This window comes from Salinisphaera sp. Q1T1-3, from assembly GCF_003602005.1.
In the GTDB taxonomy this organism is placed as follows: domain Bacteria; phylum Pseudomonadota; class Gammaproteobacteria; order Nevskiales; family Salinisphaeraceae; genus Salinisphaera.
In genome coordinates this window covers 23,917-36,975 of the sequence record NZ_QZWD01000008.1, presented here as the reverse complement: position 1 = coordinate 36,975, position 13,059 = coordinate 23,917, and the positions used below count along the sequence as shown (strand labels likewise).

13 protein-coding genes are annotated in these 13,059 nt (G+C 65.6%); 7 read left to right on the top strand and 6 right to left on the bottom strand.

Annotation, left to right across the window (positions count from 1 at the left end; all coding sequences use genetic code 11):
• The first annotated feature begins 94 nt into the window (after positions 1 to 94).
• The 4 genes from D3260_RS09050 to dgoD all read left to right on the top strand — a co-directional run bounded on the left by D3260_RS09050 (position 95) and on the right by dgoD (position 4,469).
• Positions 95 to 1,654, top strand: a complete 1,560-nt coding sequence (locus D3260_RS09050) for a hypothetical protein (RefSeq protein ID WP_147418151.1) — start codon at positions 95 to 97, stop codon at positions 1,652 to 1,654.
• 62 nt (positions 1,655 to 1,716) lie between these two features.
• Entirely contained in the window at positions 1,717 to 2,676 is a 960-nt protein-coding gene (locus D3260_RS09045; protein ID WP_120098276.1) for a 2-dehydro-3-deoxygalactonokinase, read from the top strand.
• Positions 2,673 to 3,305: a 2-dehydro-3-deoxy-6-phosphogalactonate aldolase gene (locus tag D3260_RS09040; protein WP_120098275.1), complete on the top strand. Its 633-nt coding sequence runs from the start codon at positions 2,673 to 2,675 to the stop codon at positions 3,303 to 3,305. Before D3260_RS09045 ends, D3260_RS09040 begins: the two co-directional genes overlap by 4 nt.
• Positions 3,306 to 3,320: 15 nt before the next feature.
• On the top strand, positions 3,321 to 4,469 hold the full coding sequence (gene dgoD, locus D3260_RS09035) for a galactonate dehydratase (protein WP_120098274.1): 1,149 nt from the start codon (positions 3,321 to 3,323) through the stop codon (positions 4,467 to 4,469).
• A gap of 12 nt (positions 4,470 to 4,481) precedes the next feature.
• Here the strand turns inward: dgoD and D3260_RS09030 are convergent, their stop codons facing one another.
• From D3260_RS09030 to D3260_RS09010, 5 genes are all read right to left on the bottom strand, one after another.
• Entirely contained in the window at positions 4,482 to 5,270 is a 789-nt protein-coding gene (locus tag D3260_RS09030; protein ID WP_120098273.1) for a phosphotransferase family protein, read from the bottom strand.
• Complete coding sequence (locus D3260_RS09025; RefSeq protein ID WP_120098272.1) at positions 5,267 to 5,908, bottom strand: LysE family translocator; 642 nt, start codon at positions 5,906 to 5,908, stop codon at positions 5,267 to 5,269. Before D3260_RS09025 ends, D3260_RS09030 begins: the two co-directional genes overlap by 4 nt.
• Positions 5,909 to 6,143: 235 nt before the next feature.
• Positions 6,144 to 6,785, bottom strand: coding sequence for a DUF6655 family protein (locus tag D3260_RS09020; RefSeq protein WP_120098271.1), 642 nt, complete (start codon positions 6,783 to 6,785; stop codon positions 6,144 to 6,146).
• A gap of 88 nt (positions 6,786 to 6,873) precedes the next feature.
• On the bottom strand, positions 6,874 to 7,833 hold the full coding sequence (locus D3260_RS09015) for an alpha/beta hydrolase (protein WP_120098270.1): 960 nt from the start codon (positions 7,831 to 7,833) through the stop codon (positions 6,874 to 6,876).
• Positions 7,834 to 7,857: 24 nt separating this feature from the next.
• Positions 7,858 to 8,562: a DUF4396 domain-containing protein gene (locus tag D3260_RS09010; RefSeq protein ID WP_120098269.1), complete on the bottom strand. Its 705-nt coding sequence runs from the start codon at positions 8,560 to 8,562 to the stop codon at positions 7,858 to 7,860.
• A 147-nt stretch (positions 8,563 to 8,709) separates the two neighbouring features.
• Between D3260_RS09010 and D3260_RS09005 the strand changes: the two genes are divergently transcribed.
• From D3260_RS09005 to D3260_RS08995, 3 genes are read left to right on the top strand one after another with little or no spacing between them, the layout of a single operon-like run.
• Positions 8,710 to 8,907, top strand: coding sequence for a heavy-metal-associated domain-containing protein (locus D3260_RS09005; RefSeq protein ID WP_120098268.1), 198 nt, complete (start codon positions 8,710 to 8,712; stop codon positions 8,905 to 8,907).
• Positions 8,907 to 9,209, top strand: coding sequence for a metal-sensitive transcriptional regulator (locus tag D3260_RS09000; protein WP_120098267.1), 303 nt, complete (start codon positions 8,907 to 8,909; stop codon positions 9,207 to 9,209). The genes D3260_RS09005 and D3260_RS09000 overlap by 1 nt, the downstream gene beginning before the upstream one ends.
• A 47-nt stretch (positions 9,210 to 9,256) precedes the next feature.
• Positions 9,257 to 11,788, top strand: a complete 2,532-nt coding sequence (locus tag D3260_RS08995; RefSeq protein WP_120098266.1) for a heavy metal translocating P-type ATPase — start codon at positions 9,257 to 9,259, stop codon at positions 11,786 to 11,788.
• Between the two features lie 48 nt (positions 11,789 to 11,836).
• Here the strand turns inward: D3260_RS08995 and D3260_RS08990 are convergent, their stop codons facing one another.
• Complete coding sequence (locus D3260_RS08990; protein ID WP_120098265.1) at positions 11,837 to 12,985, bottom strand: aldose epimerase family protein; 1,149 nt, start codon at positions 12,983 to 12,985, stop codon at positions 11,837 to 11,839.
• Between the last annotated feature and the right edge of the window lie 74 nt (positions 12,986 to 13,059).

The following is a 13,059-nucleotide window of genomic DNA, read 5'->3' as shown; positions in this document are numbered from 1 at the left end:
ACAGCCACCACGGTCGCTAAAAAAGCGGGCTATCGCCCGAGGGCGGCGCTCGGCCTGAAAAAAACGAGGCGGGATCAAGGGAGGAGTTTGAGACATGACGAGACCAACCACGCACACCAGAACATTCGGCGGGCTCATGGCCGCGACCGGTCTGGCTCTGTCGACCGGTATTTTTTGGTCGGTGACCGGCCACGCGGCAACGACCGAAACCGCGGCCGACGAGGCCGCGTTCTCGGCAATCCTGCGTGATGCCCGGGTCAGCGGTCGGGTCGGCATTTACGATTTCCGACGCTGGCACAACGCGAACCTGCCGTACCCGCGCGCCGACGGCGCTCATCTGACCGATGACGACGAACACAATCTCGAGACCACCGCCTACGGTGCCCAGATCGATATCGATACCGGGCAATGGCACGGCCTGTCGTTCGGCGCGCAGTTCGTCTATACCTCTTCGTTCTACGGCGACAACGACGATCAGACACGCCTGAACTGTAATCTGGTCTGCGGCGAGTCGATCACGAACCTGCCCGAGGCCTATGTCCAGTACAACACCGAGGGCGCGCAGATCCGGGCCGGGCGCCAGCTGCTGAATCTGCCGTTCGCCTCCGACGATCAGTTCTCGTTTCTGCCGCGTGCCTATCAGGGGGTGACCGTGCTGGTCGAGCCGCTGGCTCTGACACAGCGCTGGCGCGATGATCAGACGCGGCAATCCGCACCCGCGAGCCCGACCGATGCCGACGGCGCCAAATCGACGATCAAGCAGATCGCCGCACCCAGCCAGTTCCAACCGTTCGAACTGGGTACGAATCCGGATCGGGCGACGAACTGGCAGCTGTTCGCGGCCAAGATCACGCGCTTCGAGCGACGGGGCAGCGCCCGCCACTTCATCCGCGCCAACCGCTATCTGGACGACGTCGACGGTTTCTGGACGGCCGGTACCAATTTCCGTCTCGAGGCGCGGCACCACGAATGGGTCGGCCAGTACTATCATTTCGGCTTCGACGAGACGGAGAACCTGGACTATGGCGAGCTCGGCTATATCCAGAGCGGTTTCAAACTCGGATCACAGCGTATCAACCCTTATGTCCGGGCACAGGCGGTCAAGGCCTACGATATCGCCGACAGCCGGATCGAAGAAGGCATCGATGGCGAGATCTACGGCCTGAAGCTCGGCCTGAAGACGGGGCTCTTCGATGTGGCGCTGGTAGGCAATTTCGCACCGACCCACAAGGGCAGTTTCAACGACGGCCAGATTCTGCATCCTTACAACGACCAGTCCGGCGTGTTGTATACCGACGGTTTCACCGGTATCGCCGAAAGTGGCCCCGGCTGGGCGGGCGGGGTGTCGGTCTCGGTCGATCCCACGCCGAATCTGAACATCTACGGGAAATACGTCGAATATGAAGCCCGACGCGGCCATTATTACGATTACTACTTCGACGCAGGGCAGGGCACGATATCCAACGATTCGTTCGTCGGTCAGGCGGTAGACGATCAGCGCAGCACCGGCTGGTACGCGGGGTTCTCCTGGGATCTGGGCGATATTTCCCCCGCACTCGCCGGCCTGACCATCGAGAACGTCCTGGGTGTGGTCTCGTTCGATAATGCCCCGACGTTCTACGATAATCGGTTCCGTTTCTTCTACCGGTTCTGAGTCGGCCCGTTCGCCGGGCTCACGCGGCCGGTATCCATCCAACCATCGAGAAACGCCAACGCATGTCCCCCGATCACGTCTCGACCGCCTGTCTCATCGCCCTCGACTGGGGAACCTCTTCGCTGCGTGCGTGGTTGCTCGACGCGAGCGGGCACGTGCTCGACGAGCGCGCGACCGCAGATGGCATCATGCAGATCGCGGATGGTGACTTCGAAGCAGTGTTCGCCCGCGTGGCCGGCGACTGGCTGGCCGCACACGGCGCGCTGCCGGCGCTGGCCTGCGGCATGATCGGCAGCCGGGGCGGTTGGGTCGAGGCCCCCTATGTAACCACACCAGCCGACCCGGCCGATCTGGCAAGCCGCCTCACGCCGGTGGCCGTGGCCGGCACGACGCTCCATATCGTGCCGGGCGTCAACCAGGCGGCCGACGCGGCGCGACTGCCCGATGTCATGCGCGGCGAAGAGTCCCAGGTGCACGGCGCGCTCGCGGCAGACCCCGGGCTGGCCGAGCACGCGTGGCTGGTGTTGCCGGGTACGCACTGTAAATGGGTCGAGATCGAACAGGGCCGGATTGTCGGCTTCAAGACCTTCATGACCGGTGAGCTGTTCGCGGTCCTGCGCGCGCATTCGATTCTCGGCCGACCGGCCCAGGATACGACGCCGAGCGACGACCCGGCGGCGTTCGCCCTCGGGGCGACAACCGCGCGTGATACCGGTGTCGCGGGCGGGTTCTCGGCGCTGTTCTCGGCGCGCAGCCGGTTGCTGGCCGGCGAGCTGCAGCCCGCATCCTCGTTGTCCTATCTGTCGGGGCTTCTGATCGGTGAGGAGCTGCGTAGCGTATTCGCCGGCCGCGACGATCGTCCGCCGCTCTGTCTCATCGGCGACGAGACGCTCTGTGCGCGCTATCGGACCGCGCTCGCCCATTTCGATATCGATGATACGACCCATCAACCCGATGCGGCCCGATACGGCCTGATGCGCATCGCGCGTGCCGCCGATCTGATTCAAGGAACACCCTCATGACGCTCGACGATTATCTTGCTCCGCTCCCGCTGATCGCCATCCTGCGCGGCATCACGCCGCAACAGATCGTGCCGGTGGGCGATGCCCTGCGGGCCGCCGGTTTTCGTGCCATCGAAATCCCGCTCAACTCGCCCGAACCGCTGACCAGCATCCGGCTGCTGTCCGCGCATCTGGGCGATGATGTGCTGGTCGGTGCCGGCACGGTACTTCAGCCCGAACAGGTCGGGGCGGTGCGCGAGGCCGGTGGCCGACTGATCGTCTCGCCCAACGCCAAGCCCGCGGTCATCGAGGCGACGGTCCGGGCCGGCCTGTTCAGTGCGCCGGGCGTGGCCACGCCGACCGAAGGCTTCGCTGCCCTGGATGCCGGGGCCCATGCCCTGAAGATCTTTCCGGCCGAAGCGGTCGGCCCGTCGGTGATCAAGGCCTGGCGCGCGGTCGTGCCGGCCGAGGTGCCGCTCATGCCCGTGGGCGGCATCAATCCGGACAACATGCAGACCTTCGTTGCCGCCGGTGCGAGCGGTTTCGGCCTGGGGTCGGCACTGTACAAGGCCGGTATGTCGACCGAGACCGTGGCCGCCAATGCCCGAGCGTTTGCCGATGCCTGGCAGGGCATCACTGTTTCTTCCTGAAGGACGAATTTGTCCATGAAAATCACGAAACTCGAAACCTTCGTCGTCCCGCCGCGCTGGTGTTTCCTCAAGATTTCCACCGACGAGGGCATCGTCGGCTGGGGGGAACCGGTGGTCGAGGGCCGGGCGCACGCCGTGGCCGCGATGGTCGACGAGCTGGCCGATTATCTGGTCGGCACCGATCCGCGCCGGATCGAGGATCACTGGACCGTGCTCTACCGCGGCGGGTTCTACCGCGGCGGCCCGATCCACATGAGCGCGCTGGCCGGTATCGATCAGGCGCTGTGGGACATCAAGGGCAAGGCACTCGGCGTGCCGGTTCATGAATTGCTGGGCGGCAAGCTGCGCGATTCCATCAAGGTCTATTCCTGGATCGGCGGTGACCGGCCGGGCGATACCGCCGCGATGGCCAGGGAACGCGCCGAGCTGGGTTTCACCGCGATCAAGATGAATGCCAGCGAGGAGATGCAGATCATCGACACGCACGCCAAGGTCGATGGCGTGCTGGAAAACGTGGCTGCCATTCGTGAGGCGGTCGGTCCGCATTTCGGTATCGGCGTGGATTTTCACGGCCGCGTGCACAAGCCGATGGCCAAGGTGCTCATGCGTGAACTCGAGCCCTATCGCCTGATGTTCGTCGAGGAACCGGTGTTGTCGGAGCATCGCGAAGCGCTGCCGGAACTCGCGGCCTTGACGAGTACGCCGATCGCGCTCGGCGAGCGGCTGTATTCACGCTGGGACTTCAAGCCGATTCTGGAAGGCGGCCACGTCGACATCATCCAGCCAGACCCTTCGCATTCCGGCGGCATCACCGAAACCCGCAAGATCGCGGCGATGGCCGAGGCCTACGATGTCGCCGTCGCCCTGCATTGTCCGCTCGGCCCGATCGCGCTCGCCGTCAATCTGCAGTTGGATGCGGTCTGTTACAACGCCTTCATCCAGGAACAGTCGCTGGGCATCCACTACAACCAGGGCAACGATATCCTCGACTACATCACCAATCCCGAGGTCTTTGCCTACGACGATGGCTATGTCGCCATTCCCGATGGCCCCGGGCTCGGCGTGGAGATCAACGAGGATTATGTGCGCGAACGCGCCGAGGTTGGTCATCGCTGGCGCAACCCGATCTGGCGCCACGCGGACGGCAGTTTCGCCGAGTGGTAGACAAGGCCGCGGTCAGTCGAGCGTGGCGGTGACGTCGGCCAGCCATGCCGGTAATTGCTGGCCGTAGCCCCGGCGATAGTGCTCGAACAGCGCATGGTCGCGATCGGCGAGCGTCGTGATGACCTCGCAGATCAGCCAGGCACAGGCGATGCGGATGCGTATCGACAGGCAATCGGCGTCTCCGGGGGCGACAGAACGCTGGGCGATATACGTCGCGGCCAGCGCATCGGTCGTGGCCGCATCGGGTAGCCCGTAAGCCAGTGGGGCCAGATCGATGGCCGGATGCCCGTACCCGGCGCGCTCCCAATCGAACTGGACCAGCGTCGATGCCGTCCCGAGCCGGCGGGCCCAGTTGCCCGGGTTGCTGTCGCCACAGATCATGCCGCGGGCCTCGAACAGCGACGCTGCGCCTGTCTGCAGACGGAACAATCGCGCGGCATCCGGCCGGCTGAGCCTGAACAGATCGACGGCGCGTGCGGTCAGCGTGGCCGGCCACGCGGCTCGGAAGGCCGTATCGATCAGACACGGCGCGTCGTGCAGCCGCGCCAGTTGCGCGATCATCGCGGGTCGATCGGCCTGTCGGTCGATCTTGCCGGGCACGTATTCGAGTTCGAGCTCACCTGTTTCAGCATGACAGTGATGGAGCCTGGGTGTCCGGACCCGGTAAGCCACCCGTCGTGGAGCGACATCGCGATAAAAGGCCAGCTCGACGGCCGACGCGCCGGTCTTTCGAACACGCCGCCGTGGGCCTTGGCCGGCGAGACGAACATCGGCGCGTCCCATGCCGGCACGGATCGTCACGGTCGGGCGGCATCCGCGAGCGCCAGTTTCACCCCGAGGCCGACAAAGACCGTGCCGACCGCGCGCGAGAGTAGGCGGCCGAGACGGCGCGTGACCGGCAGGCGCGCGGCACCGAGCACCAGGACTGCGGCGGCCATGTTGACGAGCGTGCCGGTCAGGTTGAACGACAGACCCAGTAGCAGCAGCGCCATCGCGTGTTGCGTGGCCTGTGGATCGACGAACTGAGGCAGAAACGCCACGAAGAACAACGCGACCTTGGGGTTGAGCAGGTTGACCAGCGTGCCGCGCCACCAGAGGGATAACGAGCCGGCTGCCGGGCTCGCCGGCGGGGCTTTCGATGAGTCGGCCGAACCGGCCGAGCGCCACATCTGCAGGCCGAGCCAGACCAGATAGGCGGCCCCGAGCCATTTGACCACGGTGAAGGCGAGCGCCGAGCTCGCCAGAAGGGCACTGAGCCCGACCACCGCGAAACCGATATGACACAGCGTGCCGGTGAAGATGCCGGCCGTGGCCGCCAGGCCGTGTTTCAGGCCGTGACGTGCGCTCTGGGTGGTCACGAACAGCATGTCGGCGCCCGGCGTAACGTTGAGCAGCAGGGCGGTCGCGACAAAGAGCAGATAGGTGTGCAGGTCCGGCATGACGGCGCGTCTCGGTCTTCGCGTTCGCGTTCGAGCTTAGCAGCGTGTGAAAGCGCGGCGCGAGGCCGAGATGCCAGCCCATGCCCTGTTCGACCGTCGCCGCCGGCCGATGCGCGGGTTCATCGTTCTACGGCCTGTTGAGGTTTCGTTCGAGCGCCGCCTCGTCTTGCTGCCCATCGTCAATTCCAGGGCGCGCTTGGCGCGGACTCGAACGAAACCTCAACACGCCCTAGCCCTAGTTGGCGGTCTCGCCCACCGGCGCGACCAGCGTTCGGGCACGGCGTGAATCGGTCGGCAGATTGCTCCGGGTCTGGCCCACGAACAGCACGGACGAGCGGCTGACGAAGGCCGTGCCGACATAGGCCGGCGGGGCGCCCTCCAAGGTGCCGCTGTCGGCGTTGTAGAAGGTGATCTGCAGTTTGGCTACACCGGTCTGCTTGCTACGTTTCCACAGCGCCACCTCCGGCGTGTCCAGCGGCCCGGCCAGCGGGATGGGAATCTCGGTACTGGGAATGCCGATGAGGTTGTCGCGCTTGTCGATCGACAGGGCGCCGCGGCCGATCATGGCGATCGTGCGGGCCCGTCTGCGGTCATCGACCAGGTTATAGCCCTGACGCAGCAGTGCGGTCTTGATGCTCACGATCGCGTAGTTGTCGTTGGCTGTCCGGGTCGTGTCGCCGAACAGGCTGGTATCGACATAGATGGTATCGCCCGGCGGCAGATTCGGTGCGATCTGCGCGGTCGCGCTGTCGGCCGCGGTGGAGATGAGCAGCTGCTCACGGGCGGTTTCGTCAGGGTCGGTCTGGCGGACGGAGGCACAGCCGGACAGCAACAGGATGCCGACGGCGGCCAGGCCGAGCAGGGCATTCGGCGACATGCAGGGATCTCGCGGGAACGGAAGACGAAAGCTTACCAACGTCTCCATCGTATGCCGTGAACGAACGCCGACCGTGGCCCGAGACGCCTCAGTCGCGCATGTGTGCGGGGTGAAACACGGCATGCAGCGTGTCGGCGATGCGATCCATGGCCTGTCCGGTCACCGACAGCCAGGCCGCCATTTCGATGAACCCGTGAATGACGCCCGGATAATGGGCATGTTCGACGGCCACGCCCGCATCGGCCAACCGGGCGGCATAGAGTGTGCCTTCGTCCATCAGCACGTCGGCGCCGGCGGTGATGACCAGTGCCGGGGCGGTGCCGGCCAGCGCGTCCGCCAGCATCGGCGAGACGCGCCAATCCAGGGCATCGGTGTTGGCATCGACACTGCGCTGGCCGAACCAGTCCATGAGATCGGCGGTCAGCGGCGGCACGTCGCCGTTGCGCCCGCGCGACGGGTAATACGCCGCGGCAGGGCGCAGATCCGTGGCGGGATAGATCAACACCTGTCGTGCGAGCGGCCAACCGGCATCCCGTGCGGCCAGGGCCACCACGGCCGACAGATGGCCCCCCGCACTGTCGCCGCCGACGGCCAGACGATCGGCGTCGATGTCGTGATCGGCGGCGTGTTCGACGAGATGGGCATAAGCCTCGATCGCGTCCGCGCTGGCTGCCGGCAGGCAATGTTCCGGGGCCAGCCGATAATCGATTGCAATCAGCTGGCACCCGGCACGTTCGGCGAGCTGTCGACAGATCCGGTCGTGCGATGCCAGATCTCCCAGCACCCAGCCGCCGCCGTGGAAATAGACGAGTGTCGGGGCCGGGGATTCGGCCAGTGCCTTGGGCCGATAGCGGCGTGCCGTAATCGTGCGGCCCGGCAGCGCGAGCGCGACATCCACGATCGAGGCCATGGCGACCGGCGTGCCGCCGCTGCGGGCCAGCGTGTCGATATAGAGCTGGCGCGCATCAGCCAGGCCGAGATCGGTGAACGAGATTTCGGCCGAACGCATCTTCTTGACGATGGCGGCGACTTCCGGAGTGAGCGTCATGGTCGGTTCTCTGGTTTGTTTGAGTTACATACCGTGCTTGATGCCGCGGTTGATGAGCCACCAGTTCGCTGGATAGGCCGTGATGAAGCCGAATAACATCGCGATCTGCATGTGGAACCAGTAGACCGGCGAGGCAACCGAGGGTTCGTGTCCGAGAATGCCGAGAAACGCGATCGCCAGCCAGGCGAACATGCCGATTTCGAAGGCGATCAGCGACACGGTATCGGCCTTGACCGCGTTGACGAAGGCCTTCCAGAGATTCGTTTCGCCCATCTGCATGGCCGGCAGAATCTGAAACGCCAGGCCGAAGATATAAGCGCCGATGAATGCCCCGACGTAATGTCCGAGCAGGGTCGAGCCGAGCACCGTGAAGCCGGCGGCCGCCACGATCGGTGCGGCCAGGCAGTCACCGATGGTGCAGCCGCCGCCGCAGTGTGTCACGCCGACGAACACGCTCTGCCATTTCGGTTTGGGCGCGTGGTGATGACCACAGCCGTCGCCGTGGTGGTCGTGCCCGGTGTGTTCGTGATGGTGTCCGGTCATGCCGTCCGGTCGGCCCATGACCCAATAAGCGATCGCACCCAGAACGGGGAGATAGAGGCCGGTGATCGGCCAGGTGATGTTCATCACGCCCATGTGCTGGGGGTGTCGATAGACATCGACGGCGATGACAAGCGCCGTGGCGATACCGAGGAGGATGAAGAACCAGGAAACTGCGAAGAGCGTCATAGCGCGCCTTGAATCGGTTTGATGACATCAGTCTAGCCGCCGCTCGCGAGGCCCACAGTCCGGTTGTTTGACGAGGTTGACCGGTCGGTCTAGCATTCCTGTCATATTTGAACCCCACCCCAGGTGGGGTGCCTAAGGAGTAAAGCGATGAAACTGAATATCCAGGGTATGAGCTGCCAGCACTGCGTGGCGGCCGTACGCGAGGCGCTGACCGATGTCGACGGCGTGACCCAGGTGATCAATGTGGATCTGTCCAGCGGTGTGGCCGAGATCGAGGGCAACCCGGAGCCGGCGGCGGTCGTGGCGGCGGTGGAAGCCGAAGGCTATACCGCGAGCGTGGCGTAATGGCGGACGACCCGGAGAACTGCTGCCAGACGCTGGCCATCGACCCGGCCATCCGGGCCGATGCACTGGCCCGGCTACGCTCGATCCGTGGTCACGTGGACGGCGTATTGCGGATGCTCGAACGCGACGATGTTTACTGCGTCGATGCACTCAAGCAGATCAAGGCTGTGCAGGGCGCGCTCGCCAAGACGTCCGATGTGGTTCTGCGGGGCCATCTCAAGCATCACGTGGTCACCGCCCACGAGCGCGGCGACGATGACGCGATCGTGGCCGAACTGATGGATGTACTGAAGTATCGCTGAGCCGGCGAGCAAGCGCTCGCCGGATATCCGGCAATGAGGTAACGACCATGGGTGAGACCCAGTCCCGCGAAATCACGTTCGGCATCGACGGCATGATGTGCGGTGCCTGTGTATCCCGCGTGGAGAAAAAGCTCTCGCGCGTCGACGGCGTCGTCGATGCCGCGGTGAATCTGAGCACCGAGCGAGCCCGTCTGACGTGCGATCGTCCCGAGACCGTCGAGGCGGCCTTCGACGCCGTCGAATCGGCCGGTTATACACCCGTTGCCGAGCGTTTGACGTTCGGCGTCGAGGGCATGAGTTGCGGGGCCTGTGTGGCCCGGGTGGAGAAGAAGCTCGCCGGTCTGGCCGGCGTGCGCGAGGCTCGCGTCAATCTGACGACCGAGCGCGCCGAAGTCGTCTATATTCCGGGGCTGGTCGATCGCGACGCGCTGTTCGCCGCGGTCGAAAAGACCGGCTATACGCCGGTCGCGCTCGACGACGACACCGCACCGGAGGACGACGACGGGCCCAGCGAGGCCGACACGCTCAAGCGCGATCTCATCATCGGCGCGGTCTTCACGTTGCCGGTGTTCGTGATCGCCATGGCCCGCATGGTGCCCGGCATCGGTGCGGCCATGGCCAGCGTCCTGCCGGCCACGGGCTGGTATGTCATCGAGCTGCTCCTGGCGTGTCCGGTCCAGTTCTGGGCCGGCCGCCGGTTCTATCGGCTCGGTTTCGGCGAGCTGCGTCATGCGGCGCCCGGCATGAACAGCCTCGTGCTGATCGGCTCGAACGCCGCGTTCTTCTACTCGCTGGTCGCACTCGTGGCGCCGGGGCTGTTTCCGGCCGGGGCCGCGCATACCTATTTCGATGCCGCTGCCATGATCGTGACGCTCATCCTGCTCGGGCGCTGGCTGGAAGCCCTGGCCAAGGGCCGAACCTCGCAGGCCGTGCGTGGGCTGATGCAGCTCAAGGCGTCGACCGCGCGGGTGCGTCGGGACAATGATTGGGTCGAAGTCGATATCGCCGAGGTCGCGGCCGGCGACCGGGTCCAGGTGCGGCCCGGTGAACGGGTGCCGGTGGACGGTCTCGTCACGGCCGGGGAATCCTATGTCGATGAATCGATGATCTCGGGGGAACCGGTCGCGGTCGCCAAGTGCGTCGACGATGAACTCATCGGCGGCACCGTCAACCAGCGCGGCAGTCTCGAGATCGAGGCCTCGCGCGTGGGCGAGGACACCACGCTCGCCCGGATCATCCGGATGGTCGAGGACGCGCAGGCGGAAAAACCCGCGATCCAGGCGGTGGCCGATCGTATTGCCGGCGTGTTCGTACCGATCGTCATGGCCCTGTCGGTCGCCACGTTCCTCGGCTGGCTCGTCTTCGGCCCGTCGCCGGCGATCTCGTATGCCTTCGTCGCCGCGGTATCGGTGTTGTTGATCGCCTGCCCCTGTGCCATGGGGCTGGCCACGCCGACCGCGATCATGGTCGGTACCGGCCGGGCCGCCGCGCTCGGCATCCTGTTCCGTCGCGGTACAGCCATCGAGCAGCTCGCGGGTATCGACACCGCGGTCTTCGACAAGACCGGCACGTTGACCGAAGGCCAGCCGAAACTGACGTCGCTGGTCGCAGTGGGCAGCTATTCGAAATCCCGGACTCTGGCATATGCTGCGGCTGTGGAAGCGGCCAGCGAGCACCCGGTGGCGGCGGCGATCGTGACCGCGGCGCGTGCCCAGGGGCTTGAGATCCCCGCGGTATCCGACTTCAAGGTGCATGCCGGGCAGGGCGTGAAGGCCGTGGTCGAGGGGCAGACGGTGGTGATCGGTTCGGCCGCTTTCATGACCGAACGCGGGGTTGCGCTGGGCGATGCCGCGGCCGACGGTGAATCCGAGGCCGAACAGGCGCGCACGCCGTTGTTCATCGCCATCGACGACCAACTCGCCGGGCTGGCCGCGGTGGCCGATTCGGAGCGGGCCGAAGCCGCTGCCATGATCGAGGCCTTGCATGAACGAGGTCTGGAAGTCGCCATGCTGACGGGGGACAACGAAGCCACTGCCAAGGCCGTGGCCAGCCGGCTCGGCATCGATCGCGTGGTCGCCGGCGTGATGCCGGATGCCAAGGCCGCCGAAATCGCGCGGCTGCAGACCGAAGATCAACAGGTCGCCTTCGTTGGCGACGGCATCAACGATGCACCGGCGCTGGCCCGGGCCGACGTCGGCATCGCGATCGGGTCGGGCACGGACATCGCCATCGAGGCCGGCGATGTCGTATTGATGCGGGCCGATCTGGCCGGTGTGGTCAATGCCCATGCGGTCGCACGATCGACCCTGCAGACCATCCGGGTGAATTTCGGCTGGGCCTATGGCTATAACGTGCTGCTGATTCCACTGGCCGCCGGGGCGCTGTATCCGTTCACCGGCTGGTTGCTCAATCCGGCCATCGCGGCCGGAGCGATGAGCGTCTCCAGCGTGTTCGTGTTGACCAACTCCCTGCGGCTGCGTCGCCTGTCGGCGGCGATGGCGGTGTCCTCGGGGACCGACGCTTCGAGCGACGATGTCTCTTCCGCCGACGCCGGATCAGCGAAGGCGGCTGCGAGCTGAGCGGATGGCGTGCCCGATGCTCATGTCATGGGGCACGCCGTGCGGCGGTCAGGGCGCGTCGTAGACGTGGGTCGCGCCGCTGCTGCGTGGCGTGAGTTCCGGCAGGAACTTGTAGGTCGTGTTCTGTGTGTATTTCTCGCCGGGGCGCAGAACCGTGCCGCCCGGAAAGCCGGGCTGATTGGGGGCATCCGGAAAGCGTTGGGCTTCGAGAGTGAAGCCGGCATAGCGCGGATAGGCGACGCCGCTCTTGCCCACGAATTCACCGTTCAGATTGTTCGACGTATAGAACTGTACTCCGGGTTCGGAGGTATAGAGCTCGACCGCGCGTCCTGAATCGGCATCGGCGACACGGGCGGCCAGCCGGCCGATATCACCGGCCGAATCCAGCACCCAGTTGAAGTCGTAGCCGCCGCCGGTCCCGGCCAGTTCCGGGGCCCTGTCCGCGATGGCCTGGCCGATGCGACGCGGGCGCGTGAAATCCAGTGCGGTGCCCGCCACCGGCGCGATGCGGCCGGTCGGGATCAGGGCGTCGTCGACCGGCGTGTAGCGTGATGCATTCAGCCGGGCGGCATGATCGAGAATATCGCCGTGCGTGGCGCCGGCCAGGTTCAGATAGAGATGATTGGTCAGATTGATGACGGTCGGAGCGTCGCAGACCGCCGAATAATGCAGCGACAACCGGTTTTCGTCGTCGAGCGTATACCGCAGCGTCACCGCCAGCGTGCCCGGAAATCCCATCTCGCCGGCCGGCGAGAGCAGCGTCAGCTCGACCCCGACGGCGTTGCCGGTATCCAGCGGGGCAGCGGCCCAGACCCGGCTGTCGAAACCCCGCTCGCCGCCGTGCAGGGTGTTGCCGTTTTCGTTCGTCGAGAGCTGATGCGCCTGGTCGTCGAGCGTGAAGTGCCCGCCGGCGATGCGATTGGCGAAGCGTCCGATGGTGGCGCCGAAATAAGCGTCATCGGGCCCGGTATAGCCCTCCAGATCGTCGAAGCCCAGCGCCACGTCGGCGATCTCGCCGTGCATGTCGGGCAGGCACAGACGATGAATACGGGCGCCGTAGGTCAGGATATCGACCGTCATGCCGCGTCGATTGGTCAACGTGTAGCAGTCGACCGATTCGTCGTCGGGTGTGCGCCCGAAGACGCGACGCGAAACGCTCAGTGCCAGCGGTGCCGTGATACGGCGATCTTCGGCCATGACGATCTCTCCCCCGGAAGTCGCGCCGCCGGGATCGGTGACGCGGATCGTTGTCGTATTTCAAGAGACTGGGC